The sequence below is a fragment of the uncultured Sphingomonas sp. genome, assembly GCF_964244235.1.
Taxonomy (GTDB): domain Bacteria; phylum Pseudomonadota; class Alphaproteobacteria; order Sphingomonadales; family Sphingomonadaceae; genus Sphingomonas.
The window spans coordinates 1-25,299 of sequence record NZ_CAXTII010000037.1; the positions used below are offsets into that span (position 1 = coordinate 1).

27 protein-coding genes and 2 pseudogenes are annotated in these 25,299 nt (G+C 66.3%); 9 read left to right on the plus strand and 20 right to left on the minus strand.

Features of this window, described 5'->3' with window-relative positions; translation table 11 throughout:
- From ACFE7D_RS07970 to ACFE7D_RS07980, 3 genes and pseudogenes are all read left to right on the plus strand, one after another.
- A pseudogene (locus tag ACFE7D_RS07970) lies at positions 1 to 224 on the plus strand (chemotaxis protein); the annotation flags it as partial.
- 34 nt (positions 225 to 258) lie between these two features.
- Positions 259 to 954 carry an SDR family NAD(P)-dependent oxidoreductase gene (locus tag ACFE7D_RS07975; protein ID WP_375394896.1) on the plus strand — a complete coding sequence of 232 codons (696 nt, stop codon included), beginning with the start codon at positions 259 to 261 and terminating at the stop codon, positions 952 to 954.
- Positions 944 to 1,903 carry a 50S ribosomal protein L11 methyltransferase gene (locus tag ACFE7D_RS07980; RefSeq protein ID WP_375394897.1) on the plus strand — a complete coding sequence of 320 codons (960 nt, stop codon included), beginning with the start codon at positions 944 to 946 and terminating at the stop codon, positions 1,901 to 1,903. Before ACFE7D_RS07975 ends, ACFE7D_RS07980 begins: the two co-directional genes overlap by 11 nt.
- A 1-nt stretch (position 1,904) precedes the next feature.
- On the opposite strand, the gene phhA is transcribed toward ACFE7D_RS07980, so the two are convergent.
- Positions 1,905 to 2,771: a phenylalanine 4-monooxygenase gene (gene phhA, locus ACFE7D_RS07985; RefSeq protein ID WP_375394898.1), complete on the minus strand. Its 867-nt coding sequence runs from the start codon at positions 2,769 to 2,771 to the stop codon at positions 1,905 to 1,907.
- Between phhA and ACFE7D_RS07990 the strand changes: the two are divergent.
- Positions 2,700 to 2,963 (plus strand): annotated as a pseudogene (locus tag ACFE7D_RS07990) (DUF2459 domain-containing protein); the annotation flags it as partial. The gene phhA and the pseudogene ACFE7D_RS07990 overlap by 72 nt on opposite strands.
- 45 nt (positions 2,964 to 3,008) lie before the next feature.
- On the opposite strand, the gene ACFE7D_RS07995 reads toward ACFE7D_RS07990, so the two are convergent.
- Positions 3,009 to 3,269: a hypothetical protein gene (locus ACFE7D_RS07995; RefSeq protein WP_375394899.1), complete on the minus strand. Its 261-nt coding sequence runs from the start codon at positions 3,267 to 3,269 to the stop codon at positions 3,009 to 3,011.
- Positions 3,266 to 4,309 carry a glycerophosphodiester phosphodiesterase gene (locus tag ACFE7D_RS08000; protein ID WP_375394920.1) on the minus strand — a complete coding sequence of 348 codons (1,044 nt, stop codon included), beginning with the start codon at positions 4,307 to 4,309 and terminating at the stop codon, positions 3,266 to 3,268. Before ACFE7D_RS08000 ends, ACFE7D_RS07995 begins: the two co-directional genes overlap by 4 nt.
- Positions 4,310 to 4,391: 82 nt before the next feature.
- Here ACFE7D_RS08000 and ACFE7D_RS08005 point away from each other — a divergent pair, with 82 nt between their 5' ends.
- The 5 genes from ACFE7D_RS08005 to ACFE7D_RS08025 all read left to right on the plus strand — a co-directional run bounded on the left by ACFE7D_RS08005 (position 4,392) and on the right by ACFE7D_RS08025 (position 9,790).
- On the plus strand, positions 4,392 to 4,913 hold the full coding sequence (locus tag ACFE7D_RS08005) for a 2Fe-2S iron-sulfur cluster-binding protein (RefSeq protein ID WP_375394900.1): 522 nt from the start codon (positions 4,392 to 4,394) through the stop codon (positions 4,911 to 4,913).
- On the plus strand, positions 4,910 to 5,893 hold the full coding sequence (locus ACFE7D_RS08010; RefSeq protein WP_375394901.1) for an FAD binding domain-containing protein: 984 nt from the start codon (positions 4,910 to 4,912) through the stop codon (positions 5,891 to 5,893). Before ACFE7D_RS08005 ends, ACFE7D_RS08010 begins: the two co-directional genes overlap by 4 nt.
- A 2-nt stretch (positions 5,894 to 5,895) precedes the next feature.
- Positions 5,896 to 8,139, plus strand: a complete 2,244-nt coding sequence (locus ACFE7D_RS08015) for a xanthine dehydrogenase family protein molybdopterin-binding subunit (protein WP_375394902.1) — start codon at positions 5,896 to 5,898, stop codon at positions 8,137 to 8,139.
- A 129-nt stretch (positions 8,140 to 8,268) separates the two neighbouring features.
- Entirely contained in the window at positions 8,269 to 9,192 is a 924-nt protein-coding gene (locus ACFE7D_RS08020; protein ID WP_375394903.1) for an XdhC family protein, read from the plus strand.
- Positions 9,179 to 9,790 (plus strand): nucleotidyltransferase family protein, encoded by a 612-nt coding sequence (locus tag ACFE7D_RS08025; RefSeq protein ID WP_375394904.1) that lies wholly within the window; start codon positions 9,179 to 9,181, stop codon positions 9,788 to 9,790. Before ACFE7D_RS08020 ends, ACFE7D_RS08025 begins: the two co-directional genes overlap by 14 nt.
- On the opposite strand, the gene ACFE7D_RS08030 is transcribed toward ACFE7D_RS08025, so the two are convergent.
- The 17 genes from ACFE7D_RS08030 to ACFE7D_RS08110 form a co-directional block, all read right to left on the minus strand.
- Positions 9,766 to 11,886: a biotin carboxylase N-terminal domain-containing protein gene (locus tag ACFE7D_RS08030; RefSeq protein ID WP_375394905.1), complete on the minus strand. Its 2,121-nt coding sequence runs from the start codon at positions 11,884 to 11,886 to the stop codon at positions 9,766 to 9,768. The two genes, ACFE7D_RS08025 and ACFE7D_RS08030, sit on opposite strands and share 25 nt — an antisense overlap.
- A 364-nt stretch (positions 11,887 to 12,250) precedes the next feature.
- A complete protein-coding gene (locus tag ACFE7D_RS08035; RefSeq protein WP_375394906.1) occupies positions 12,251 to 12,493 on the minus strand; it encodes a DUF2442 domain-containing protein in 243 nt (80 codons plus the stop codon).
- A 4-nt stretch (positions 12,494 to 12,497) separates the two neighbouring features.
- A complete protein-coding gene (locus tag ACFE7D_RS08040) occupies positions 12,498 to 12,731 on the minus strand; it encodes a DUF4160 domain-containing protein (RefSeq protein WP_375394907.1) in 234 nt (77 codons plus the stop codon).
- Positions 12,731 to 13,723 (minus strand): biotin synthase BioB, encoded by a 993-nt coding sequence (bioB, locus tag ACFE7D_RS08045; RefSeq protein ID WP_375394908.1) that lies wholly within the window; start codon positions 13,721 to 13,723, stop codon positions 12,731 to 12,733. Before bioB ends, ACFE7D_RS08040 begins: the two co-directional genes overlap by 1 nt.
- Positions 13,724 to 13,836: 113 nt before the next feature.
- Entirely contained in the window at positions 13,837 to 14,199 is a 363-nt protein-coding gene (locus ACFE7D_RS08050) for a lysozyme inhibitor LprI family protein (RefSeq protein ID WP_375394909.1), read from the minus strand.
- A gap of 12 nt (positions 14,200 to 14,211) precedes the next feature.
- Positions 14,212 to 16,569 (minus strand): methylmalonyl-CoA mutase, encoded by a 2,358-nt coding sequence (scpA, locus tag ACFE7D_RS08055; protein ID WP_375394910.1) that lies wholly within the window; start codon positions 16,567 to 16,569, stop codon positions 14,212 to 14,214.
- Between the two features lie 76 nt (positions 16,570 to 16,645).
- Positions 16,646 to 17,431 (minus strand): enoyl-CoA hydratase-related protein, encoded by a 786-nt coding sequence (locus ACFE7D_RS08060; protein ID WP_375394911.1) that lies wholly within the window; start codon positions 17,429 to 17,431, stop codon positions 16,646 to 16,648.
- Between the two features lie 48 nt (positions 17,432 to 17,479).
- Positions 17,480 to 17,908 (minus strand): methylmalonyl-CoA epimerase, encoded by a 429-nt coding sequence (gene mce, locus ACFE7D_RS08065; RefSeq protein WP_375394912.1) that lies wholly within the window; start codon positions 17,906 to 17,908, stop codon positions 17,480 to 17,482.
- Positions 17,905 to 18,117 carry a hypothetical protein gene (locus ACFE7D_RS08070; protein ID WP_375394913.1) on the minus strand — a complete coding sequence of 71 codons (213 nt, stop codon included), beginning with the start codon at positions 18,115 to 18,117 and terminating at the stop codon, positions 17,905 to 17,907. The genes mce and ACFE7D_RS08070 overlap by 4 nt, the downstream gene beginning before the upstream one ends.
- On the minus strand, positions 18,114 to 18,401 hold the full coding sequence (locus ACFE7D_RS08075; RefSeq protein ID WP_375394914.1) for a hypothetical protein: 288 nt from the start codon (positions 18,399 to 18,401) through the stop codon (positions 18,114 to 18,116). The genes ACFE7D_RS08070 and ACFE7D_RS08075 overlap by 4 nt, the downstream gene beginning before the upstream one ends.
- Positions 18,402 to 18,445: 44 nt before the next feature.
- Positions 18,446 to 19,972, minus strand: coding sequence for an acyl-CoA carboxylase subunit beta (locus ACFE7D_RS08080; protein WP_375394915.1), 1,527 nt, complete (start codon positions 19,970 to 19,972; stop codon positions 18,446 to 18,448).
- A 55-nt stretch (positions 19,973 to 20,027) separates the two neighbouring features.
- The gene (locus ACFE7D_RS08085; RefSeq protein ID WP_375394921.1) at positions 20,028 to 21,047 is read right to left on the minus strand and encodes a lysylphosphatidylglycerol synthase domain-containing protein; all 1,020 of its coding nucleotides are present in this window, start codon (positions 21,045 to 21,047) and stop codon (positions 20,028 to 20,030) included.
- Entirely contained in the window at positions 21,008 to 21,853 is an 846-nt protein-coding gene (locus tag ACFE7D_RS08090) for a ferritin-like domain-containing protein (RefSeq protein ID WP_375394922.1), read from the minus strand. The genes ACFE7D_RS08085 and ACFE7D_RS08090 overlap by 40 nt, the downstream gene beginning before the upstream one ends.
- 67 nt (positions 21,854 to 21,920) lie before the next feature.
- Positions 21,921 to 22,730: a hopanoid biosynthesis-associated protein HpnK gene (gene hpnK, locus ACFE7D_RS08095; RefSeq protein ID WP_375394916.1), complete on the minus strand. Its 810-nt coding sequence runs from the start codon at positions 22,728 to 22,730 to the stop codon at positions 21,921 to 21,923.
- Complete coding sequence (locus ACFE7D_RS08100; protein WP_375394917.1) at positions 22,727 to 23,089, minus strand: DMT family protein; 363 nt, start codon at positions 23,087 to 23,089, stop codon at positions 22,727 to 22,729. Before ACFE7D_RS08100 ends, hpnK begins: the two co-directional genes overlap by 4 nt.
- A 39-nt stretch (positions 23,090 to 23,128) precedes the next feature.
- Positions 23,129 to 24,574 carry a hopanoid biosynthesis associated radical SAM protein HpnJ gene (hpnJ, locus tag ACFE7D_RS08105; protein ID WP_375394918.1) on the minus strand — a complete coding sequence of 482 codons (1,446 nt, stop codon included), beginning with the start codon at positions 24,572 to 24,574 and terminating at the stop codon, positions 23,129 to 23,131.
- The coding region (locus ACFE7D_RS08110; RefSeq protein WP_375394919.1) for a glycosyltransferase at positions 24,571 to 25,299 on the minus strand (729 nt) is incomplete at its 5' end. The genes ACFE7D_RS08110 and hpnJ, both read right to left, overlap by 4 nt.

Consider the following 25,299-nt stretch of genomic DNA (forward strand, 5'->3'; position numbering starts at 1 on the left):
CGATGGAGGCACAGGCGCAGACCGTGACGTCGATCACCGCCGCGGTCGATGAAACCGCACTGGCCGCCGATTCGATGTCCTCCACCGTCGCCGCCATCCGCAAGGACACCGAAACCGTCGCAGGAGAGATCGACCGCATCGGCAATGGTTTCGACTCGCTCGACGCGCGCCTCGGCCAGTTGCAGGGCAGGGCGAGCGAGTTCGTAACGAAGGTCGCGGCCTAGAAGTTCGCGGTCGAACCGCGCTACAGCGCGCGGTATGACCATCCTCCTGACCGGCTCGAGCCGCGGCATCGGCGCCGCTACCTTCCACGCGTTGACGCAGGCGGGGGCCACCGTCGTCGGCCAGGGCACGGTCAGCGGTATCCCCGCCGACTTCGCCGATCCCGCCGCCCCCCGCGCCTTGTGGGATGCGGCGATCGAACGGGCGGGCGGCACGATCGACGTGCTGATCAACAATGCCGGGATTTTCGAGGCGAACCCGATCGACCGGGACGACGGCGACTGGCTCGCCGATTGGGATCGCACGATGCAGGTCAACCTGACCGCATCCGCCGCGCTTTGCCGGTTCGCGGTTCTCCACTGGCAGCAACGCGGCGTGGGCGGTCGCATCGTCAATATCGCCAGCCGCGCAGCGTACCGCGGCGATTCGCCGGCGCACTGGCATTATGCCGCGTCCAAGGCGGGCATGGTCGCGATGACGAAGACGATCGCCCGCGGCTATGCTCGGGATAATATCCTGGCGTTCGCGATCTGCCCGGGGTTCACGATGACGGGAATGGCGGAGGACTACCTCGCCAGTCGCGGCGGCGACAAGCTGCTGGCCGATATTCCTCTCGGCAAGGTCGCGGATCCGGCGGAAGTCGCTTCGGTCGCACGCTATTGCGCGCTCGAGGCACCGGCATCGATGACGGGTGCGGTCATCGACGTGAACGGCGCGTCGTATGTCCGTTAGAGAAGGCACGTGGACTTCCTGGAAGCTCACCCTGCCCTGTACGCGTGCCGAAGCCGAAGCGATCGATCGGGGCGACGGCCCCGGCCTCGACCCGATGCCGACGTTGACGACGACCGGGACGGTAGTTGACGATACCGAGCATTGGCGGATCGATGCCTATTGCGAATACGAACCGACTACCGCGCAGATCGCCGCCATCCGTGCGCTGGTGCCGAGCGCGGCGGACACCATGCCGGTGATCGAGCCGTTGCCCGACGAGGATTGGGTGACGATGAGCCAGGCGGGACTGGAGCCGATCCGCGAGGGGCGGTTCGTCGTCCATACGCCCGCCTTCCCCGCCGACGCGCCGGCGGGTGGTCGTGCGTTCGTGATCGATGCGGGGCAGGCGTTCGGGACGGGGCATCATGCGACGACGGCGGGCTGTCTGGCGATGCTGGACGCGCTCGCCGATCGCCGGTTCGGCAGCGTGATCGATATCGGCACCGGCACCGGTTTGCTGGCCTTCGCCACGGTCTGTCTGTGGCCCGAAGCGCGCGTGACGGCGACCGACATCGACCCGCGGGCGGTCGCGGTAACCGCGGAGAACGCCATATTGAACGATATCGGCGGGATCGATCTGATCGTCGCCGACGGCGCGCTGGACGACGCGATCCTGGATGCCGCGCCTTATGATCTGATCATCGCGAACATCCTGGCGGGGCCGCTGGTATCGATGGCACCCGAAATTGCCGCGATCGCGGGGCCGGCGGCGACGATCGTGCTGGCGGGATTGCTGGAGGCGCAGCGCGCGCAAGTCGTCGAGGCGTTCGAAGCCTGCGGCTGCACGCTGGAGATCATCGACCGACGCGGCGATTGGAGCGTGCTGCGGTTATCGGCAGGCGAGATACGCTACACCCCGCAAAGCCCGCCAGATCCCAGGGGCCGCGACGGATGGGCGCTGGATCTCTAGGCTAGACCTTGGCGGCCGCATAAGCCTGCGTACCGCGCGTCAGCACGACATCGTCGGCCTCGATCGTCGCGACCGCGATGCCCGGCAGCGCCTTCAGTTCCTCGTACAGGGGCGCGAAGTCGGTCTCGACCGTCAGGCGCAGCAGTTCGTCGAAGCTCGGGATCACGAAATAATTCTGCTGGAAATCGTCGATCCGGTACTCCGTCCGCATCACCCGCGCCAAATCGAACGCGATCCGGTTCGGGGACGGATCGTCCAGCGCGAACTGGCTTTCCGCGAAGCTCGACACGATTCCCGAACCGTAGATCCGCAAGCCCTCCGGTTCGGCGATCAAGCCGAACTCGACCGTGTACCAATAGAGCCGCCCGAGATATTGCAGAGCGTCGAGCCCGAGCGCTCGCCGACCGCCGCGGCCATAAGCGGCGAGGTAATCCGCGAACACGGGGTCCGCGAGCATCGGCACATGCCCGAACACGTCGTGGAAGACGTCGGGTTCCTGGATGTAGTCGAGCTGATCGGGGCGACGGATGAAATTGCCGGCGACGAAGCGGCGGTTCGCCATGTGGTCGAAGAACACGTCGTCCGGCACCAGCCCGGGCACCGCGACGACCTGCCACCCCGTCAGGCCCGCGAGCCGGTCGTTCAGTTCGGCGAAATCGGGGATGCCCGGCTTCGACAGTTTCAGCACGTCGAGCCCGCGCAGATACGCGTTCGACGCGCGCCCGGGCAGCAGCTTCGCCTGGCGCGCGAACAGCGTGTCCCAGGTCGCGTGTTCCTCCGGCGTATAGCGATCCCAATGCTGGTCGATCGTCCAGTCGGGCGCGGCACCGCTTGGCGGAGAATCGAGGACGTGCGTATCGTCGTTCATCGGACGGGCATAGCATGGGGACGTGACGACCGGAACGCCGGCCGCAACGATCGCCGCCGTTCGCCTTTTGGCGACGCCGGCACTGGCAGTTACGATGTCTTCTACCGGGCGCGGGGACGCTACGATGCGGTGCGCGATTGCGGTGGCTGGACAGAAGATGCGCTGCGCACCGCAGGCATCCGGATCGGGTGGTGGACGCACTTTCCGGTAACGGAGCTGGGTTGTTCCGGCCGAACGTCAGTCGCCGCGCGCCGCGCCGCAATCCGTCTGGTCGGGATGCTGACGGCAGCGTCTGGCAAGCGCCTTGCGGTCGCGCTCCTCGCGTTCATGTTCCTTGCGCATCTTGTGGGCGTAATTGCGATCCCGCTCGGACGGGCTGGTCGTCGCCACGTCGATCGCCTTGCCGGCGACCTTGAACGGTGCGGTCGCGACCGTCGTGACGGTGCTGACGCATCCGGTGAGCGACAGGGCCAGAAGCAAGGCGGCGGATCGGTTCATCGGGCTCTGGTTCTCTCGGCGACATAGGCATCGCGCGTCTCGACCCCGATTACCGGGAAGTCCGTGAAGAAGCCATCGATCCCTTGGCGAAGCCCGGCATCGATTTCCGCCGCGACATCGCCGTGGGCGGTCGGATCGTCGCCGTGGCGGAAGCGCGCTGGCAGGAACATGTTCTCCGCACGGAACGTCCAGGGATGGACGCGGAGCCCCGCGGCATGCGCGTCGGCGACGAGCGCGGACGGCCTGGTCGGATCGTCGCGGTCCCAAAGCTGCGCCTTGTCGGGGCCGATCCCCCAGGCATAGGTCGCGACCTCGCGCAGGCCGGCGGGCGTGGTCATCGCGGCGTAGCTGGGTTGCGCACCATCCGCCGGGGCCCCCGCCCCCGCCATCAGCTGGATCAAGCGGACCTTCGTCAGCCGGTGGATACGCTTGAGGTTCGCGACCTCGAACGATTGCAGGAACACCGGCGCTTCGGGCGAGTCCCAGCCCGCCACCTTGAGCTGATCGACCAGCAGAAGGTCGGTCGGATGCCCGATCTTCGCGAAATAGGTCGGATGTTTCGTTTCTGGATAGATCGCGACATGACGGCGCCTGGCGAGCGCGATGATTTCCGCGAGCGTCGGGATCTCGAACCGGCCGTCATAGGTCGCGTTCGCGGGACGGACCTCGGGCAGCCGTTCCTTCGCCCGCAGCGTCTTCAGTTCGGCGAGCGTGAAATCCTCGGTGAACCAGCCCGTCCCGGTTTGCCCGTCGATCGTCTTCGTCGTCCGCCGCGTGGCGAATTCCGGATGGTCCGCCACGTCGGTCGTTCCCGAAATCTCGTTCTCGTGGCGGGCGACGAGGATATCGTCCCTGGTCGGCACCAGGTCGGGCTCGATCACGTTCGCGCCCTGATCGATCGCCAGTTCATAGCCCGCCAGCGTGTGTTCCGGGCGGAAGCCGCTGGCACCGCGGTGTGCGATCACGATCGGCGAAGACAGCGAAGGTTGCGCATGCGGCATCGGCGCGTTCTGGGCGATGCCGGCGGCGGACGCCAGCATCAGCGGCAAGATGAGACTGATTCGCAACGGAGCCGATATCCTTTGAAGGCGTTACCCCGATCGACGCGAGAGGGGTCCGGGCATGTATTTCACGATCAATGGTCAATCCTATGACATCGAGCCGGATATCCGCACCAGCGTGCTGGATCTGCTGCGCGAACATCTCGGCCTGACGGGCAGCAAGAAGGGCTGCGATCATGGCCAGTGCGGCGCGTGCACGGTCCTGATCAACGGGCGTCGGGTCAACAGTTGCCTCTCGCTGGCGGTGATGCATCAGGACGATGCCATCACGACGATCGAGGGCATCGGCCAGGTCGGCGCCCTGCACCCGTTGCAGGCGGCGTTCGTGCGGCATGACGGCTATCAATGCGGCTATTGCACCCCGGGGCAGATCTGCTCCGCGGTCGGGATGCTGGACGAAATCGACAAGGGCTGGGCAAGCCATGTCTCCGCCAATCTCGGCAGCGTTACGCTGGACGATGACGAGATTTCCGAACGGATGAGCGGCAACGTCTGCCGCTGCGCGGCCTACCCCAATATCGTCGACGCCATCCGCGAAGTCGCAGCGCAGAACGCCGCGACCCCCGAGAAGGTGGACGCATGAAGACCTTCATCTACGAGCGCGCCATGACACCCGAGAATGCGGTGCGTGACATCGACGGCGCTTCGGCGAAGTTCATCGCCGGCGGCACCAACCTGCTGGATCTGATGAAGCTTCAGGTCGAGACCCCGGCGAAGCTGGTCGATATCAGCCGCCTGCCGCTCGGCGAGATCGAGCGCACCGCCGATGGCGGCCTGACGATCGGCGCCATGGTGCCGAACAGTGATCTCGCCGCCGACGACCGCGTGATCGACGGGTACGAGGTCCTCGCGCGCGCGCTGCTCGCCGGTGCCTCGGGACAGTTGCGCAACAAGGCGACGACGGGGGGCAATCTGCTCCAGCGCACCCGCTGCTATTATTTCTGCGACACCGCCACGCCTTGCAACAAGCGCGAGCCGGGGAGCGGCTGTTCGGCGATCGGCGGGTTCAACCGGATCCTCGCGGTCCTGGGCACCAGCGAGCATTGCATCGCGACGCATCCGAGCGACATGGCGGTGGCGATGCGCGCGCTGGATGCCACGCTCGTGACGCTGAAGCCGGATGGCGACAAGCGCCGGATCGCGCTCGGCGATTTCTACCGCTTGCCCGGCGGGACGCCCGAGATCGAGACGGTGCTGGAACCGGGCGAACTCATCACCCACGTCGAACTGCCCGCCCCGGTCGTCGGCGCGCGGCATATCTACCGCAAGGTCCGCGACCGGGCGTCCTATGCCTTTGCCCTGGTGTCGGTCGCCGGCATCGTGACCATGGCGGATGGCCGCATCGCGACCGCGGCGCTGGCGTTCGGCGGCCTCGCGCCGATGCCATGGCGCGATGCGGCGGCGGAGGCGGCATTGGTCGGCAACGAACCGACCACCGCGGTCTTCGAGGCCGCCGCCGATGCGCTCCTCGCCGATGCCAGGGGCTTTGGCGCGAATGATTTCAAGATACCGCTCGCCAGGCGCACGCTCATCGCCTGCCTGCGCGACCTGACGGGAAACTGACCATGTTGGATGCGATCCTGGGAACGAGCGACACCAATGCGCTGGTGATGGACAAGCCCTATCCGGAATGTGCGCTGGACACCGGCGTTCAGGGCGTGATCGGACGGCCGATCGACCGGGTAGATGGTCCGTTGAAGGTAACGGGTTCGGCACCCTATGCTGCGGAATATGCGGTCGAAAACCTCGCGCACGGGGTCCTCGTCCGGGCGACCGTGGGTGCAGGCAGGATCCTGTCGGTCGATGTGGACAGCGTCGCGTCGATCCCCGGCGTGTTGCACGTCGTGACCGATTTCAAGACCTTCGCGGTCGGTCCGCAAATGGGCGGCGACAAGGAGGCACCGCCGCAGGGCGTCCAGGACATCGCCTATATGGGCGAACCGATCGCGCTGGTCGTCGCGGAGGCGTTCGAGGTCGCGCGCGATGCGGCGCAGCGGCTGGTCGTCCGCTACGAGCATGCCGATGGGGCGTATGATTTCGACGCGCACCGGCACGAGGCGACGCGGCCCGAGGATTACAACCTGCCCGCCTATTCCGAGCAGGGCGATATCGACGGAGCGATGGCAGCGGCGGCGTTCACCGTCGACGTGACCTACACCACGCCCAGCCAGAACAGCAGCGCGATGGAGCCGCATGCCAGTATCGCCGCATGGAGCAGGGACGGCATCCTGACGCTTCACGGCTCCTACCAGATGCTGCCGTCGAACGTCGTGCAATTGTCGAAGGCGCTTGGTGTGCCGCAAAAGCATGTGCGGATCATCGCGCGCTATGTCGGCGGCGGGTTCGGATCGAAGCTTGGCATCGGTCCGGAGGCGATCGCGGCGGCCGTGGCGGCGAAGCAGCTGGCGCGGCCGGTCAAGGTCGTTATGGCGCGCCAGACGGTGTTCGAGGCGACGGTGCGGCGATCCAATACCGTGCAGCATGTCCGGCTTGGCGCGGACTCGAACGGTCACCTGACCGCGATTGGCCATGAGACGATCGCGACCAACATCGAGGGACAGCGGATGTACGAGCCCGCCGGCATGGCGACGCATTTCCTGTACGCCGGTGCGAACAGACGGATCACGCACGACCTTGTGCGGCTGAACCTGACCGTATCGGGATCGATGCGTGCGCCGGGCGAAGCGGTCGGGATGCTGGCGCTGGAATGCGCGATGGACGAACTCGCGGAGCTGACGGGGATTGACCCGATCGAACTGCGCAAACGCAACGATCCTGCCTGCGACCCCGAAAAGCAGATACCCTTTTCGTCGCGTCATTTCGCGACCTGCCTCGACACCGGTGCCGATGCGTTCGGGTGGCGCGAGCGAAAGCCCGTGGGTGAGCGGCGCGAGGGCGAATGGATGGTCGGGATCGGCATGGCGGCGGCAGCGCGCGGCAACATGCTGATGGCGTCGGCCGCGAAGGTGTCGGTCGATCGGAGCGGCCATGCCACCATCGAAACGTCGATGACCGACATCGGCACCGGCAGCTTCACCATCCTGACCCAGGTCGCGGCGGAGATGCTCGGCCTGCCGGTCGATCGGATCACCGCGAAGCTGGGCGACAGCGCGCTCGCCCCCGCGCAGGGGTCGGGTGGGTCCTGGGGCGCGGCGTCATCCGGTTCCGCGGTATATCTGGCGTGTGTTACGCTGCGCGAGAAGATCGCGGAGAAACTCGATGTCGATCCGGCGGCGGTGACGTTCAAGGACGGGCTGGTCATCGCGGATAACCGGTCGACGCCGATCGGTGACCTGGTGGGCGACGGACTGTCGGTGACGGGCAAGATCGAACCCGGCAAGCAGGAGGATGAGACCAGCCAGGCGTCTTACGGCGCGCATTTCGCGGAGGTCGGCGTGAACGCGGTGACGGGGGAAGTCCGCGTGCGCCGAATGCTCGGGGTATTCGCGGCCGGACGCATCCTGAACGAAAAGACCGCACGGTCGCAGTGCGTGGGCGGCATGACCTTCGGGATCGGTGCCGCGCTGACCGAGGATCTGATCCATGACGGCCGCACCGGGAAGCTGGTGAACCGCGACCTCGCCGAATATCACGTACCGGTGAACGCCGATGTTCCGCAGATCGAGGTGATTTTCGTGGAGGAGCGCGACATTCACGCCAACCCGATCCATGCCAAAGGCATCGGCGAACTGGGGATCTCCGGCGCTGGTGCGGCGATCGCGAACGCGGTCTACAACGCCTGCGGCGTCCGGGTGCGGGATTTCCCGTTGACGCTGGACAAGATATTGGCGGGCCTGCCAGCGATGTAACTCCTGCCTTCCGACGGGTGGGGAAACGAATAGGCCGGTATAACCGCCCCCGTTCTCCTTCGTCTCCCCCGCCCCGAGCCGGAGGAGATGTATGACCGGGTATTTTGGCGAATGGCTCTGAGGAACACCATGGCCGAAAACGATACCGTCCTCACTGCCGCCCGCGCCTGGAAGGGCGAACCGATGGCGATCGCCACGGTCGTCTCCACCTGGGGATCCGCGCCGCGTCCTAAGGGCAGCCACATGATCGTCCACGGCGATGGCCGGTTCGAGGGATCGGTATCGGGCGGCTGCGTCGAAAGCGATATCCTTGCAACCGCGGCCGACGTCATCGCCGGCGCACCGTTCCAGGTGAAGCGATACGGCGTCGCGGATGCAGCGGCCTGGGAGGTCGGTCTGCCTTGCGGCGGCGAGATCGCGGTCATGGTGCAGCCGGTTTCCGGCGAGGGCTTCGATCCCGAATTGTTCGACCGAATCGCGGACGCGCGCGATCAGGGCAAGGCATTGACCGTCACGACCGACCTGACGAGCGGCCATTCGGATTCGCGGCCCGTCGAAACCGGTGAGGTTTTCGCCAACCGCTACGACCCGCCGCGGCGGCTGCTGATCGTGGGCGCGGTGCAGATCGCGCAGGCGCTCGCCGGGCTGGCGCGCGAATTGGGGATCGAGACGGTGGTCATCGATCCCCGCGCACGCTTTCTGACCGCGGAACGTTTCCCCGGCACGGTGCTCGATGATCGCTGGCCCGACGAGGCGGTGGCCGCGTACCGCCCTGGCCCGGCGACCGCGGTGGTGACGCTGAGCCACGATACCAAGATCGACGATCCCGCACTGATCGCCGCGCTCGCCTCCGACGCCGCGTATGTCGGTGCGCTCGGTAGCCGGAAAAGCCACGCTGCGCGCCGCGTTCGGCTGGCGGAAGCGGGCGTCGCGGACGAGCGGATTGATGTCATAGACGCGCCGGCCGGGATAGACATCGGCGCGATCGGCCCGTCCGAAATCGCTTTGTCGATCGCCGCGGCGATGATCGGCGCGTTCCATGATCGCGGTTGAGGACACCGTCCTGATCCTGCTTGCGGCGGGGCGCGGGGCGCGATTCGGTGATATCGGCGGCAAGCTGGCCGAGCCGTTCCTGGGTCGCCCCCTTGGCCTGCATGTCGCGGTCGCACTGGAGGACCTGCCGTTCCGGCGACGGATCGCGGTGGTCGGGCAGACCGCGCTGGATTACGGCGCGCATGGCTTCGACCTCGTCGCGAACGACGATCCCGACCAGGGTATGGCGCGCTCCGTCAGGCTGGGGGTCGAGCAGGCACGGGCGCTGGACGCGGCGGCGGTATTGATCGCGCTCGCGGATATGCCGCGCGTCACCGCCGCGCATGTGTTTCGGCTATTCGACGCCGCGGACGGCGACGATGCCGTCATCGCATCGAGCGACGGCGTCGTGCCCAAGCCGCCGGCACTCTTCGGTCGCGAGCGGTTCGACGTCCTCCTGACGCTGGAGGGCGATTCGGGCGCGCGCGATCTGCTGCGTGCCGGGCGGCATGTCCTGGCGTCGCCCGCGGAATTGATCGACATCGACACGCGCGAGGATCTGGCGGCGTTGCGACACCTGGCCGAAGGGGGCGTCTACTCCAGCTCCAGGATGACCTGATCCACCGCCAGGCTGTCGCCATGCCGCGCCGCGATCGCTTTCACCGTTGCGGACTTCTGGCTGCGCAGGATGTTCTCCATCTTCATCGCCTCCACGACCGCCAGCGGCTGCCCCGCCTCGACCTTGTCGCCGACTGCCACGTCCAGCCGCACGAGCAGCCCCGGCATCGGCGCGAGCAGAAAGCGCGATAGATCGGGGGGGATCTTCTCGATCATGTTCCGGGCATAAGGTGCCGCATGCGCCGGAAGCACGCGTGCCTTGTGGCTTGCACCGCGGGTCGTCAGGGTGAAGCCCGACCGGGTGCGCGACAGCTGTACCGTCAGCGGCACCGCGCCCTCCGCTGTCACGATCCGGTCGCCGGGCTTATAGTTCAACGACAGGCCGAGATCGTCGCCGCCGACCAGGATATCGTCGGTAGAAACGGTAACCGCATGGTCCACCTTGCCGATCGTCACCACCCATTCCGCCGGCGGCCGGAGCCTTCCGCCCAGCTGACCGTTGGTCCGCCGCGCGCGATCGGCCTCGGCGGTGGCAGCGAAGGCGGCGATCGCGGCGAGCGTCCTGAGCAGCTCCGCCGACGCGGGCGCACCGTGGAAGCCGTCCGGATATTCCTCCGCGATGAACCCCGTCGTGATGTTACCCGACCGGAACCGCGGATGCTGCATCAGCGCCGACAGGAAATCGATGTTGTTGCCGACCCCGTCGATGACGAACGCGTCCAGTGCGGCGATCTGCCGATCGATCGCCGCTTCGCGTGTCGGGGCCCAGGTGACGAGCTTGGCAATCATCGGGTCGTAGAACATGCTGACCTCGCCGCCGTCACGAACGCCGTCGTCGATGCGGGTATATGCCTGACCTGCTCCCCCTCCCGCAAGCGGGAGGGGGCTGGGGGGTGGGCAGTCGCTCTCGTCCAGGACGCCGCTTGCCGAAAGGGTGCGCCCACCCCCGGCCCCTCCCGCATGCGCGAGGGGGGAAGTATAGAGCGTCCCCACACTCTCCGGCGGCGCATACCGCGCCAACCGCCCGGTGCTCGGCAGGAACCCGCGATACGGGTCTTCCGCATAGACCCGGTTCTCGATCGCCCAGCCGTCGAGCCGGACATCCTCCTGCGCGAACGCCAGCGGCTCTCCGGCCGCGACACGGATCATCTGTTCGACCAGGTCGAGGCCTGTGATCGCCTCGGTCACCGGATGTTCGACCTGCAGCCGGGTGTTCATTTCGAGGAAGTAGAATCCCTCCCCCGTGGTATCCGCACCCGACACGATCAGCTCGACCGTGCCCGCCGAATAATACCCCACCGCCCGCGCCAGCGCGACCGCCTGTTCGCCCATCCGCGCGCGCATCGCGGGCGTGACGAGGGGTGACGGCGCTTCCTCGACGACCTTCTGGTGCCGCCGCTGGATCGAACATTCGCGCTCGCCGAGATAGACGATGTTCCCATGCTGGTCGCCCAGCACCTGGATCTCGATATGGCGCGGGCTTTCGATGAACTTCTCGATGAACACGCGGTCGTCGCCGAAGCTCGCCAGCCCCTCGCGCTTGGTCGCCTCGAACCCCTCGCGCACGTCCTGCTCGCTATACGCCAGCCGCATCCCCTTGCCGCCGCCGCCGGCGGACGCCTTCATCATCACCGGATAGCCGATGTCGCCCGCGATCCTGACCGCCTCGTCGGTATCCGCGATCTCGCCCAGGAAGCCGGGCACGACGTTCACCCCCGCCGCCTTGGCGAGTTTCTTCGACTCGATCTTGTCCCCCATCGCGGCGATGGCGTTCGGCGGCGGGCCGACGAACGCGATGCCCGCCTCGGCGCACGCGCGCGCAAAACTCTCGCGCTCGGAGAGGAACCCGTAGCCGGGGTGAACGCAATCCGCGCCCTTCTGCTTGGCCGCGACAAGGATGAGGTCCGCCTTGAGGTAACTCTCCGCCGCCGGCGCTGGCCCGAGGCGCACGGACTCGTCCGCCATCAGCACATGTGGGGACCGCGCATCGGCGTCGGAGTAGACCGCAACGGTAGCGATCCCCATCCGCTTGGCGGTACGCATCACCCGACACGCGATTTCGCCGCGATTGGCGACGAGGATTTTGGTGAGATTCATCTGTCTTTCCAACGGGCAGGAATATCGCAGTGGCCCGCTCGAGCCTGAAGTACGTTTAACGTCGCAAGCTTATGGATTAACCCTCGAAACCCAGTGTAGTCTTGTGCTCCGGTTTTCTGGGCCTTTAAGAATCTATCGATCGAATTGTCACATGCGAATACAACTGAATCGGCAATCTGATCTGCCGATCCCAAAGCATTGGCAAGCTGATAAGCATACGTCTGAGTACAGGCCGGTACTGCGTAATCGTCCGATTTTAATGGAAATTGAATTGCTGGCTGACAAATTCTATCGTCTTGTTTAAGTGCCTCTTGTTTACAACCCGACAACAATAATAACATTGTACTTCCAATTGGGCACCGGCTCATTTCGCCGCCCTTGGTGACGGCGCACCGCGCAGCAGGCCCTCGACGCTCAGGTCCTCGTCGATTGCCGCCCAGTGGATGCCGTAACCCGAGCCCGCCTTTTCCCACGCGGCCCGTTCCGCCGTCGTGGCGCGTAGCAAGCGCGGATACCACGCGAGCGGCGCGGCAATCGTGCGTCCGTCCATCAGATCGACGATCAGGCTTGCATCGTCGAAGCGCACGTCGAGCACGCGCTCGTCCATTATCCTAGCCGAAATATTCATGCCACGCCTCCAGGAATGCCGTTCGCTGTTCTTCGACCATCGCCACAATGCCACCGATTTCATGCGCGCGGAACCCGCGGCTTTTTGCGACCCCCAGGGTGTCGAGCCAGACCTTGATCGTCGCCTCGCTACGATCGATGTGGACGTGCGGCGGTTCGTTCGGTTCGTGGCTGTAGAAGTAGAAGCGGAACGCGCCGATCCGTAGCACCGTCGGCATTATGCCGCAGCCACCCGCATCGGCTCCTCGCCCGCCATCGGCCTCAGCCCCAGCTTCGCGAACAGCGTCGCGTCCGCACCGCCGCCCGCGTTCCCCGTCGTCAGCAGCTTGTCGCCCGTGAAGATCGAGTTCGCCCCTGCCAGGAAACACAGCGCCTGCGTCGCTTCGCTCATCGACTCGCGCCCGGCGCTCAGCCGCACCATGCTGCGCGGCATCGTGATCCGCGCGGCGGCGACGGTGCGGACGAACTCGATGTCGTCGATCTTCGCCAGCGGCGTGTCGGCGAGCATGTCGCCAATCGGGGTGCCGCGGATCGGCACCAGCGCGTTGACCGTCACGCTCTCGGGATGGCGCGGCAGCGTCGCCAGCGCGTGGACGAAGCCGACGCGGTGGGCGCGTGTCTCGCCCATGCCGACGATGCCGCCGCAGCACACCGCCACGCCTGCGTCGCGGACATTGGACAACGTCTCCAGCCGGTCGTCGAAGGTGCGCGTCGAGACGATATTGGCGTAATTCTCGGGCGCGGTGTCGATATTGTGGTTATAGTAATCGAGCCCGGCGTCGGCGAGCGCCTGCGCCTGCGCCTGCGACAGCATGCCGAGCGTCATGCACGTCTCCAGCCCCATCGCCTTCACGCCGGCGATCATCTGCGCGACGCGGGGGATGTCGCGGTCCTTCGGGCTGCGCCACGCCGCGCCCATGCAGAAACGCTGCGACCCCGCGGCCTTCGCCTCGGCGGCACTCGCGAGCACGGCACCGACGTCCATCAGCTTGTCCGCCTTCAACCCCGTCTCGGCCGACGCGGACTGCGAGCAATAGCCGCAGTCCTCCGGGCAGCCGCCGGTCTTGATCGACAGCAAGGTGCAAAGCTGCACCTCGCCTGCGGCATGGTGCGCGCGGTGGACTTCGGCTGCGCGGAACACGAGCTCGGTGAACGGCAGGTCGAACAGCGCGGCGATCTCCGGCCGGGTCCAGTCCTGCCTGACCGTCATCCCCGCGAAAGCGGGGACCCAGCTCTCGCCCTCCGGTCGATCGCGACCGTTGACCGCGTGCGACACGGCAGGAGATGGGTCCCCGCTTTCGCGGGGATGACAGGTGATATCGGTCATTTCGTCACCGCCATCTGGCGCAGCTGCGCGGTGCGCGCGCGAGTCAGACGGGCGAGGCACTGACTTCCCGCCATGCCCTCCGCCGTACCGCCGCGGAACTCGTAGCCCTCCACCGCGCACTCGGCGTCACGATACCCAAGCCAAGCCCGCTGACTGGCGAGGAGCGCCGACCGATAGCTCGGTCCTACTTGCGCGTCGGGGGCGTTCAGGCCGCCCATCTGCTTCATATGCGCCATCGTCGCGCGATACTGGACGTTCATCGCGGCGTCGGCGGCACGATAGTCGGTACCGGCCTGGACGGACAGCTCCATCTGCGATCGCGCAGGCGCGGCGGCGGCCAACAAAAGGGCAAGGATCATGGTCATGGTCTCCTATTCCGCCGCTTCGGCCCGGCCGTCCTGGGCGGGCGGCATGTTGTGGCCGAGCAGGCGCAGCACCTCCTCCGCGGCCTTGATGAGGTTGGTGCCCGGGCCGAAGATCGCCTGGACGCCGGCATCGCGCAATGCTTGATAGTCCTGCGCCGGGATCACGCCGCCCGCGATCACCTTGATGTCCATCCGCCCCGCCTCGCGCAGGTGACCGATCAGCTCGGGAATCAGCGTCTTGTGCCCGGCCGCGAGGCTGGACGCGCCGACGATGTCGACGTCCTTCTCCAGCGCCAGCGCCGCCGCTTCCGACGGGGTCTGGAACAGTGGGCCGGGGACGATCTCGAAGCCAAGATCGCCGAACATGCTGCTTACCAGGTTGGCTCCCCGGTCATGGCCGTCCTGCCCCATCTTGGCGACGAGCATCCGCGGGCGACGGCCAAACCGGCGCTCGGTGGAGGCAACGCCCTCTTCCAGCCGCGCCCAGGCCGCATCGCCGTCGTACGCGCCGCCGTAGATGCCGCTGACCGGCGTAGGACTGGTGCCGTAGCGGCCGAACACGTCCTCCATCGCGGACGATATCTCACCCAGCGTCGCACGGGCGCGGGCGGCGGTGACCGCGAGGGCGAGGAGGTTGTGCTCAAATCCTCCCCGGGACGGGGAGGTGGCAGCCGCAGGCTGACGGAGGGGGGGCTCCTCGGGCGATACCGCTTGTGGCGAACCCCCTCCACCATGCTGCGCATGGTCCCCCTCCCCCTTCGGGGGAGGATTTGCGTGGCGCGCGCCCTCCCGCAAGGCATCCAGCGCCGCGCGACACGCAGCCTCGTCGCGCATCGCCTTGACGCGTTCGATCCGCGCCACCTGCGCCTCACGCACCGCGACATTGTCGACGTCCAGGATCTCGATCGGGTCCTCGTCCTCCTTGCGGTATTTGTTGACGCCGACGATCACGTCCTCGCCGCGGTCGACGCGCGCGGCGCGGGCGGCGGCGGCTTCCTCGATCATCGCCTTGGGCCAGCCGGCGGCGACCGCCTTGGCCATGCCGCCCTCCGCCTGGATGCGCTCGATCAGTTCCCACGCGCCGTCGATCAGGCTTTGCGTCAGGCTCTCGACGTAATAGCTGCCGCCAAGCGGATCGACGACCTTCGTCATCCCCGTCTCTTCCTGGATCACGATCTGCGTGTTGCGCGCGATACGGGCGGAGAAGTCGGTCGGCAGCGCGATCGCCTCGTCCAGCGCGTTGGTGTGCAGCGATTGCGTTCCGCCCAGCATCGCCGCCATCGCCTCGATCGTGGTGCGCATGACGTTGTTGTAAGGGTCCTGTTCCGTCAGGCTCACGCCCGACGTCTGGCAGTGGGTGCGCAGCATCCTGGAGCGCTCGTCCTTCGCGCCCAATTCCGTCATCGCGCGGTGCCACAGCACCCGCGCGGCGCGCAGCTTGGCGATTTCCATGAAGAAGTTCATGCCGATCGCGAAGAAGAACGAGAGGCGCCCGGCGAACCTGTCGATGTCGAGCCCAGACGCAACGCCGTACTTCACATATTCCATGCCGTCGGCGATGGTGAAGGCGAGCTCGTGGAGCTGCGTCGCCCCCGCCTCCTGCATGTGATAGCCGCTGATCGAGATGCTGTTGAACTTCGGCATCTCCCGCGACGTATAGCCGAAGATGTCCGAGATGATCCGCATCGAGGGCTCGGGCGGGTAGATGTACGTGTTGCGGACCATGAACTCCTTGAGGATGTCGTTCTGGATCGTTCCGTCGAGCCTGGCGCGCGGCACGCCCTGTTCCTCGCCGGCGACGATGAAGAAGGCCAGGATCGGGATCACGGCGCCGTTCATCGTCATGCTGACCGACATCTGGTCGAGCGGGATGCCGTCGAACAGGATCTTCATGTCCTCGACGCTGTCGATCGCGACGCCCGCCTTGCCGACGTCGCCGGTCACGCGCGGATGGTCGCTGTCGTAGCCGCGATGCGTCGCGAGATCGAAGGCGACCGACAGCCCTTTCTGCCCGGCGGCGAGGTTGCGGCGGTAGAACGCGTTGGATGCCTCCGCGGTCGAGAAGCCCGCATATTGGCGGATCGTCCATGGCCGTCCGGCGTACATCGACGCGCGTACGCCGCGGGTGAAGGGAGCGAAGCCGGGCAGGCCCGGGTCCTCGCGCACGTCCTCCGCGGTGTAGAGCGGCTTGACGGCGATACCTTCGGGCGTGTGCCAGGTCAGGTCCTCGCCCTTCACCTCGCGCGCGGCGGCGGCGGCCCACTTGGCGAGGGTCGGGTTTGAAGACGGTTCCGGCTGCCGGGGTACGGGAGGTGCGGCACCCGCATCCTCGCCGGTGTTAGTCTCGATGACGGGATCGGTCACAGTTCCTTTCTCCCTGGGAGCGTGGCCGACTCGCCATCTTTCCCCCGCCGGGAAAGGGACGTCGTATAATCGTTCGTCATGCCCCGATGAACACCGGTTTGCGCTTCTCCAAAAACGCTTGTCCCCCTTCGGCCGAGTCCGCAGAGCCCCGCGCCGTGCGCTGGTTCTCAGCCTCACGCAGCATCGCACCCGCATAATCGCTCTCGAGCGCCTCGGCGAGCCCGCGGCGCATCAGCCCCAACGCCATCGTCGGCCCGGCCGCCAGCCGAGTCGCCAGCGCGAACGCCTCGGCATCCAGCGCGTCGTCCGCGACGACTTTATGGATCATTCCCCAATCGAACGCCTTCGCCGCAGGAACCTTGTCCCCCAGCAGCATCATCTCCGTAGCACGCGCCCGCCCGATGAGGCGCGGCAGCATCCACGACGCCCCGCCATCGGGGACGAGCCCGATATTGACGAACGCCTGCAGAAAATATCCCGTCTCGCCGGCCACGCAGAAATCGGCCGCGAGTGCGAGGCTGCACCCGATCCCCGCCGCCGGCCCCCGCACCGCGCTGACCATCGGCACCGGCAACGCAGCGACGGCGACGATCGTCGGATTATAGCTCTTCGTCAGTGCCTCGAACGTCATCTTGCCGGGATCGTCGCTGGCGAGCGCCCCGCCGCCGACATCCGCGCCCGAACAAAAGCCGCGCCCCGTCCCCGTCACCAGCACCGCGCGCGCGCCGGACAGATCGGCCATCGCGCCGCGCAGTTCGTCGAACATCGCCGGCGGCGCGGCGTTCAGCCGGTCGGGCCGGTTGAGCGTCAGCACCAGCACGTCGCCGCGCCGTTCGCTCAGAATATGCCGATAATCGGGCACCTGTCTCTCCTCGGGATTGTTCGCGCGTCGCGGTGCGCCCGATATGTCCTAATGCGCCTTCGGCGTCTCCATCAACTCCACCAACATCCCGCCCGTGTCGCGCGGGTGGACAAACACGATCGGCGTCCCGTGCGCCCCGATCCGCGGTTTGCCAAGCACCGTCGCGCCCTTTGCGGTCAGATCGGCTACCGCGACGTCGATATCGGGCACTTCGAAGCAAACGTGGTGCTGCCCGCCAGCGGGGTTCTTTTTCAGGAACCCCGCGATCGGAGACGCGGCGTCACAGGGCTCGATCAATTCGATCTGGGTGTTGGGCGCATCGACGAAACACACGCGCACGCCCTGCGCTGGAAGATCGAACGGTTCGCCGATCGCGGTCGCGCCGAGCAGGGTGCGATACGTCTCTACCGATCGCCGGATCGACGGCGTCGCGACCCCAATGTGGTTGAGGCGACCCAAAGCGACCGGCGGCGTCATTCCTCGATCCTGCGCTGCCGCGAGGCCATCGCCGCACCTTCGATCACTCCTTCCAGCCTGGATACGCGATCGCGCAAATCGGCATGGGCCTCTGCCAGCCGAGCGACGCGATCACCTTGCGCCTGCGCCTTTTCGTTCAACGCTCGAATGTCATCCTGCATCAGGAGGACGGTTTTGAGCGCCTTGAGCGCGTCACCTACCGTGCTCACGAACGCTTGGGCTCACCGGCAAGTACATCGTCCACGACGCGGTTGGCGCGGTCGATCGCCGCAATCGCCTCACGCAGGTCGGCCCGCATCTTTGGTACGGCAGCTTCGATCTCGCGTGTCAGAAGAACCAGGGCTTCCTTCTGATCCGCCTCGCCATCCGCGATATAATGCGATGTCGCCTCGCGAACGACATGCCCCATCGACATGCCGCTGCCTGCGGCGAACGCATCGAGCGCCGCCTTGTGATCGGGAGTGGTGAGGAAAGTCACACGCTCGGTCTGCATGACGCTGCTCCTTCACATCACCTTATAATGTATAGCCGCAATCCTCACAATGGAATGTTGTCGTGCTTCTTCCACGGGTTCTCGAGTAGCTTCCCGCGCAGCTTGCGCAACCCCAGCGCGATGCGCCGCCGGGTGGAGTGCGGCTGGATCACCTCGTCGATGAAGCCCTTCCTCGCCGCGACGAACGGGTTGGCGAAGCGCGCCTCGTACTCGGCTGTGCGCTCGGCGATCTCTTCCGCCGTCTTGCCGCGGAAGATGATCTCGACCGCGCCCTTCGCGCCCATCACCGCGATCTCGGCGGTCGGCCAGGCGTAGTTCAAGTCGCCGCGCAAGTGCTTGGACGCCATCACGTCGTACGCGCCGCCATAGGCCTTGCGCGTGATAACGGTGATCTTGGGCACGGTCGCCTCGGCATAGGCGAACAGCAGCTTCGCGCCATGCTTGATGATGCCGTTATGTTCCTGGGCGGTGCCGGGCAGGAAACCGGGCACGTCGACGAAGGTCACGATCGGCACGTCGAACGCGTCGCAGAAGCGCACGAACCGCGCCGCCTTCTTGGACGAGTTGATGTCGAGCACCCCCGCCAGCACCATCGGCTGGTTGGCGACGAAGCCGACGGTCCGCCCCTCGATCCGCCCGAAGCCGGTGATGATGTTGGCGGCGTGCGCGGGCTGCGTCTCGAAGAAATCGCCCTCGTCGACCACCTTCCGGATCAGCTCGTGCATGTCGTAGGGCTGGTTCGCGTTCGCCGGGATCAGCGTGTCGAGGCTCTCCTCGATCCGGTCCCAGGCATCAGCGGTCGGGCGCTCGGGCACGCCCTCCCGGTTCGACGACGGCAGGAAATCGATGAAGTCGCGCGCCGCGAGCAGCGCCTCGATGTCGTTCTCGAACGCGTTGTCCGCCACGCTGGTCTTCGTCGTATGCGTGACCGCACCGCCAAGCGCCTCCTGCGAGACGACCTCGTTGGTCACCGTCTTCACGACGTCCGGCCCGGTGACGAACATGTACGACGAGTCCTTCACCATGAAGATGAAGTCCGTCATCGCCGGCGAGTACACCGCACCCCCGGCACACGGCCCCATGATGAGCGACAGCTGCGGCACCACGCCCGACGCGAGCACGTTGCGCTGGAAGACCTCGGCATAGCCGCCGAGCGATGCCACGCCCTCCTGGATACGCGCGCCGCCCGAGTCATTCAGGCCGATGACCGGCGCGCCGACCTTCAGTGCCATGTCCATGACCTTGCAGATCTTCTGCGCGTGCCGTTCCGACAGCGATCCGCCGAAGACGGTGAAATCCTGGCTGAACACGAACACCAGCCGCCCGTTGATCGTGCCCGACCCGGTCACGACGCCGTCGCCCGGATAGACCTGCGCCGTCATCCCGAAATCGACGCAGTTGTGCTCGACGAACATGTCCAGTTCCTCGAACGACCCTTCGTCGAGCAGCACGTCGAGCCGTTCGCGTGCAGTCAGCTTGCCCTTGGCGTGTTGCGCAGCGATCCGCTTCTCGCCGCCACCCATGCGGGCAGCCTCTCGGCGGCGTTCGAGTTCCTCGATGGTGGACGACATGGTCTCTCCTCGCCCGCTCCATTCCGGAGGCACGAGGCAATTGCAAGCCTGCCGCTCAGCGCGCGCCCAGTGCGACCGCGCGCGTCTCGGTCGCCTGCCACAGCAGCAAGGTCGGAATACCGATCGCCAGATCGCGCGCGCGCTTGGCCAGCGCCAGCGCCAGTGCCGACTCGGGCGGCAGGCCGAACAGCGGCGCGACAAGCGCATAGCCCGCCTCCTGCACGCCGATCCCGCCGGGCACTGCGAAGGCGGCGCTCCGCAAAAGGAAGATCACGCTTTCGATCGAAAGCGCGATCCAGATCGATACCGGCACCTGCATCAGCCGCAGCACGACCCACGCGCCCGCCGCACTGCCGACCCAGCCCAGCAGATTCAGGACGAACGCCAGCACGATTCGCGCATGCCGATCGTAGGTGGCGTTCAACGCGACGGTGACCTCGCGCGTCACGGCGTCGGACCCCGGCACGACGCGCTGCGCGATTCGCCCGGCGAGCGGCAGGACCCAGCGTTGCGCCGCGGCGAACGCGATCATCAGCGCGACCATGATCGCAGTCCCGATCGCCAGCGGGATCCGCAGCGACACCGCGGCACCGCCGTCGAGCAACAACGACACAACCAGCGCCACCCCAAACAGCGAGAACACGACCTGGCTGGCCATCTCGGTCGTCATGTCCGCGATCATCGAGGCGTAGACGCGCGGTCGCGGCACACCGGCATCGCCCAGCATTCGCGTCGCGACGACGATCCCGCCGATCTGCGAGAAGGGCAGCAGGTCGGACGCCGCCTCGCGGATCAGCCGCGCCCAGGTGAACAGCCCGATTCGCCCTGCCCGTTCGCCCGGTGCCGCCGCCCACCACGCCGCCCCCAGCACGACGAAGACGCCAAGCGAATAACCGCAGTATAAGACGAAACCGGCGATCCCCAGCCGCCGCGCGACCGTGACGATCGCGCCAAGCCCGGTCGCGCCGATCGCCCAGATCGCCAGCGCAAGACCCGTGATCGTCGCCAGCAGGATGCCGGTGCGGGCGAAACGACTCAGATCCCCGCTCCCGCCGGTTTCGGCCTGGCGACGAATTTCAGCGCGAGCCGAATCATCGCCGGCACGAATTTCGGGCGGATCAGCCGCGGATCATAGGGCGCAAGCCGCCGGTCATTCTCCGCCAGGCAGATCGCGGCGAGTTCGGGAAACGTGACCTCGACACCCAGATCCTTCGACCCGTTCAGCGTGAAGTTGTTCTCCTGAGCCTTGGTGTTGTCCTTGCCCATGCCCTTGGCCATGCTGATCCGCTCGCCGATCAGGAACGCCCAGACGAGCAGCACCTTCGCCTCGAAATACGGCCGGCGCCACAATGGCATCGTGGCACGCCACCATGCGACCCAGTTGACGAAGAACAGGATGTGCCGCCCCTCCTCGCGCATCACCGGCTCGAACGTGTCGATCAGTTCGTCGGGAAAGAAGCCGGTGTCCTTCGCCAGCTTGAACAGGCCGAAGCCGAAGAAACTGTCGATGCATTCCGAATAACCGGTGCGCATGAACGCGAATTCCGGATCGCGCGGGCGGATATAGGCGGGTTCGGGTTCCAGCTCGATTCCGTACGCCTGCACCATGTCGGCGAGGACGATCTTGTGACGGCGCTCCTCATAGGCGTTCATCCCGATCGCCTCGTGCAGCAGGGGATCGTCGATCTGCTCGTTGAACGTCTTCACGTTCATCGACGCGCGCCCCTCGGTCTGCACCGCAATGTCCCAGATCGGCAGCGATACGATCCGGTCGCGCGTCTCCGGCTCGAGTACGGGCCAGTGGATCAGCGCGGGGCGATAGGCGTCGTGGCTGTCGAGCATCATCCGTGACAACAGGCGCTTATGCTCGGGCGACCCCATCCGGATCCTCGCCCCCGGCGCGGGCGGCGCTTCGAAGCCGACGGGAGAGACCGCCAGCGGCTCGAGATCAGGATGGCGTCTGGTGGTAAGTGAAGTGGCCATTGGAAATCCCGTTGCGGTCGATGAGCGCCCTGACCTCCGGATCGAGCAGCGCCGCCAGTTCGTCGCGGTAACGATAGCCGGGGGCACTGCCGGAATAGGTGTCGGCGGTTGCCGGATGGGTATAGATTTCGGTGAGCCCCGGCGGCAAGTCCCCGATCGCGCGACGCATCCGCTGGGTGTCGAACGCACCGGTCCAGGCAAGGCCGATCACTTGGTCGGGCACCAGCATCCCCGCCCGCCGCATCCGTCGCTGGAGCACCCGCGCCCACCACGCCTCGATCCCGTGATTGCCCCGCTCCAGCGGCGCACGGATCGCGGTCATGCCGTAGCGTCCGCCGATCTTCAGGACGGTGGATGCTATCGTCGGATGGAGGTGGAAATGCTTGTGCGCGTTGACATGATCGAGCGGCAGACCGGTCGCGGCGAACGCGGCGAACTGCGCTTCGACCTCCGCGGCGAGTTGCGCGCGGGCGCGAGGATCGACGAACATGCGGAGCGCCGACTTGGCCATGTCGGTGCGGAAACGGCCTGCGTCGTCGACGAGTGCCGGGATTTGGTCGGGCGGCAGTACGGACTTGCCTTCGACGAGGACGAGGTGAAGACCTACCCCCAGCGACCGCATCGCCTTCGCCCGCGTTAAAGCGTCCGCCGCGGCATCGCCCGCGACCATCAGGCTGGCGGCGGTCAACATGCCTTCACGATGCGCCTGCTCGACCGCCTCGTTGACCGCAATCGACGCACCGAAATCGTCGGCCGTGACGATCAGCCCCCTCACCCTGCCGCGGTTCCCGACCGGAAGACGAAGAACGCGCCCGCCGCGATCAGCGCGAAGCCGATCGCATGGTTCCAGGTGATCCGCTGGCCGAGATACAGCACCGAAAAGCCGGCGAAGATCGTCAGCGTGATGACCTCCTGTATGGCTTTCAACTGCGCGGCCGAATAGACGGCGCTACCGATCCGGTTGGCCGGCACCGCGAGCCAATATTCGAAGAACGCGATCCCCCAGCTGACCATCACGACGAGCCACAAGGGCTGCTCCTTGAAGCGCAGATGGCCGTACCAGGCCGTCGTCATGAACAGGTTGGAGCCGATCAGCAGCAGGATCGGGACCAGGCGGAGGGGAAGTCCCAGCATCACGTTTTGAGAACGCCCCCGCGAACGAGAGCGTTCCGCCTACGCCGCCTTCTTCCGATTGTGCAGGAAGCTGAAGAACTCGACCCCCTCGCGCAACCGTCGCTTCATCATGTCGAAGTCGCGGACCATCTCGCCCACGATCGACCCGATCTTGCGCGGGCGGAAGTAGAAACGTTTGTAGAATTCCTCCACCTTGTCGAAGATCACCGATGCGTGGAGATGCGGATAGCTCAGCTGCGCAATCTGCGTCCCGCCGTCGGTCAGCAACTCGTTGGTGTTGTCGAACCAGCCATTTTCGGTCGCCTGCTTGTAGAGGAACGTGCCCGGGTAAGGCGCCGCCAGCGACACCTGGATGGTGTGCGGGTTGATCTCCTTGGCGTAGTTGATCGTCTCTTCGATCGTCTCCAGCGTCTCGCCGGGCAGGCCGAGAATGAAGGTGCCGTGGATCACGATGCCGAGATCGTGGCAGTCCTTCGTGAACTGCTTCGCGACATCGATGCGCAGGCCCTTCTTGATGTTGTGCAATATCTGCTGGTTGCCGCTCTCATAGCCGACGAGCAGCAGGCGAAGGCCGTTTTCCTTCAGCACCTCGAGTACCCGGCGCGGCACATTGGCCTTCGCGTTGCAGCTCCACGAGACCCTGAAGCCCGGCTTGCCGAAGCCGAGTTCGCCGAGCGCACGCGCCAGGTCCATCACCCGGTCGTGATTGTCGGTCAGTGTATCGTCGTCGAAGAAGATCTCCTTGGTCTCGGGAATTTCGCGCAAAATGTACTGCACTTCCTCGATCACCTTCGGGACCGAGCGGAAGCGGTAGTTGTGGCCGCTGATCGTCTGCGGCCATAGACAAAAGGTGCAGCGGCTCTTGCACCCGCGCCCGGTGTAGAAGCTCACATAGGGATGGCGCAGATAGCCGCCGAAGTAATTCTCGATCTTCAGATCGCGCTTGTAGACCGGGGAGACCATCGGGAGGAGATCCATGTCCTCGATGATCGCGCGGTCCCTGTTGCGGATGAAGCTGCCGTCCGGCGCGCGCCAGGTGATGCCATCGACGATCGCGAGCGGCTTGCCTTCCGCGATCTCCAGGATCGTGAAATCATATTCCTCGCGCGCCACGAAATCGATGTCGCGGCTGGCGGCGAGGCTCTGGTCGGGTTCGATCGCGACCTTCGCGCCGACGAAGCCGACCAGCGCGTGCGGGTTGCGCGCCTTGATCAGCGCGGCGGTGCGGACGTCCTGCCCGAAGCTGGGGGTCGAGGTGTGGAGGATCACAAGTTCCTTGCCGTCCACCTCGTGCGCGATGTCGTCCCAGCTCTGGTCGTGCGCGGGGGCGTCGATCAGGCGCGATCCCTCTACCATCGCCGCGGGCTGCGCGAGCCAGGTCGGATACCAGAAGGACTTCACCTCGCGCTTCATCTGGTAGCGTGCGCCGGCACCGCCGTCATAGCCGTCGAACGAGGGTGCCTGCAGGAACAGGGTTTTCTTCATTGGGAATTCTCCGGGCCGGCGACGATCGTGCCGTTTGACGCCATTCTAAGACTTGCGCCGCGCCAATCAACCGATCGTGCGAAGAAGCTGGCGAGGAACACGGCAAACGAGAGGATATCGCGGGCTGGGAGCCATAGACAGGACAGCGGTCTTTCGCCCCCGCGGGTATCGACGGCGTGAGCGAAGGCGAACCTCGCGAGAAGCGCGCCGAGCGCGACCCAGAGGCCGATCGCGGGATGGACCAGCACAGCGAGGATCGCGAGCGGCACCGGATAGGCGACGATCGATCCGGCATAGCCCGCAGGCGCGACCCCGCGCACGGTTGCGGCCCAGCGCAATTCGTGTCGCCAAACCGCGCCGAAGCTCGAGTCGTCATGGGCATGGGCGAGGAGGAGCGGCGGTACCGCGATCGCCAGGCCTTGCGCCCCGATCGCCTGGCCGATCGCGTGATCGTCGGCGAGGATATCGGCGAAGACCGCGAACCCGCCGATCGCGGCCAGCGTCTCTCGGCGCAGCGCGATCGTCGAACCCATGCACGGCGTGGCGAACTTGCCCCCGATGCCGACCGCGAGCGCGGCGAGAAACTGCCAGCTCGGACCCGCCGCCGCAAACCGCGACCAGAACCCGGCATCACCGCGCCCGCGGTAGAGGCAGGTCCCCGCGCCGACGCCGGGCGCGTCGAGCGCGGCGAGGACCCGCGCCAGATAATCGCGCGGAACCGCCAT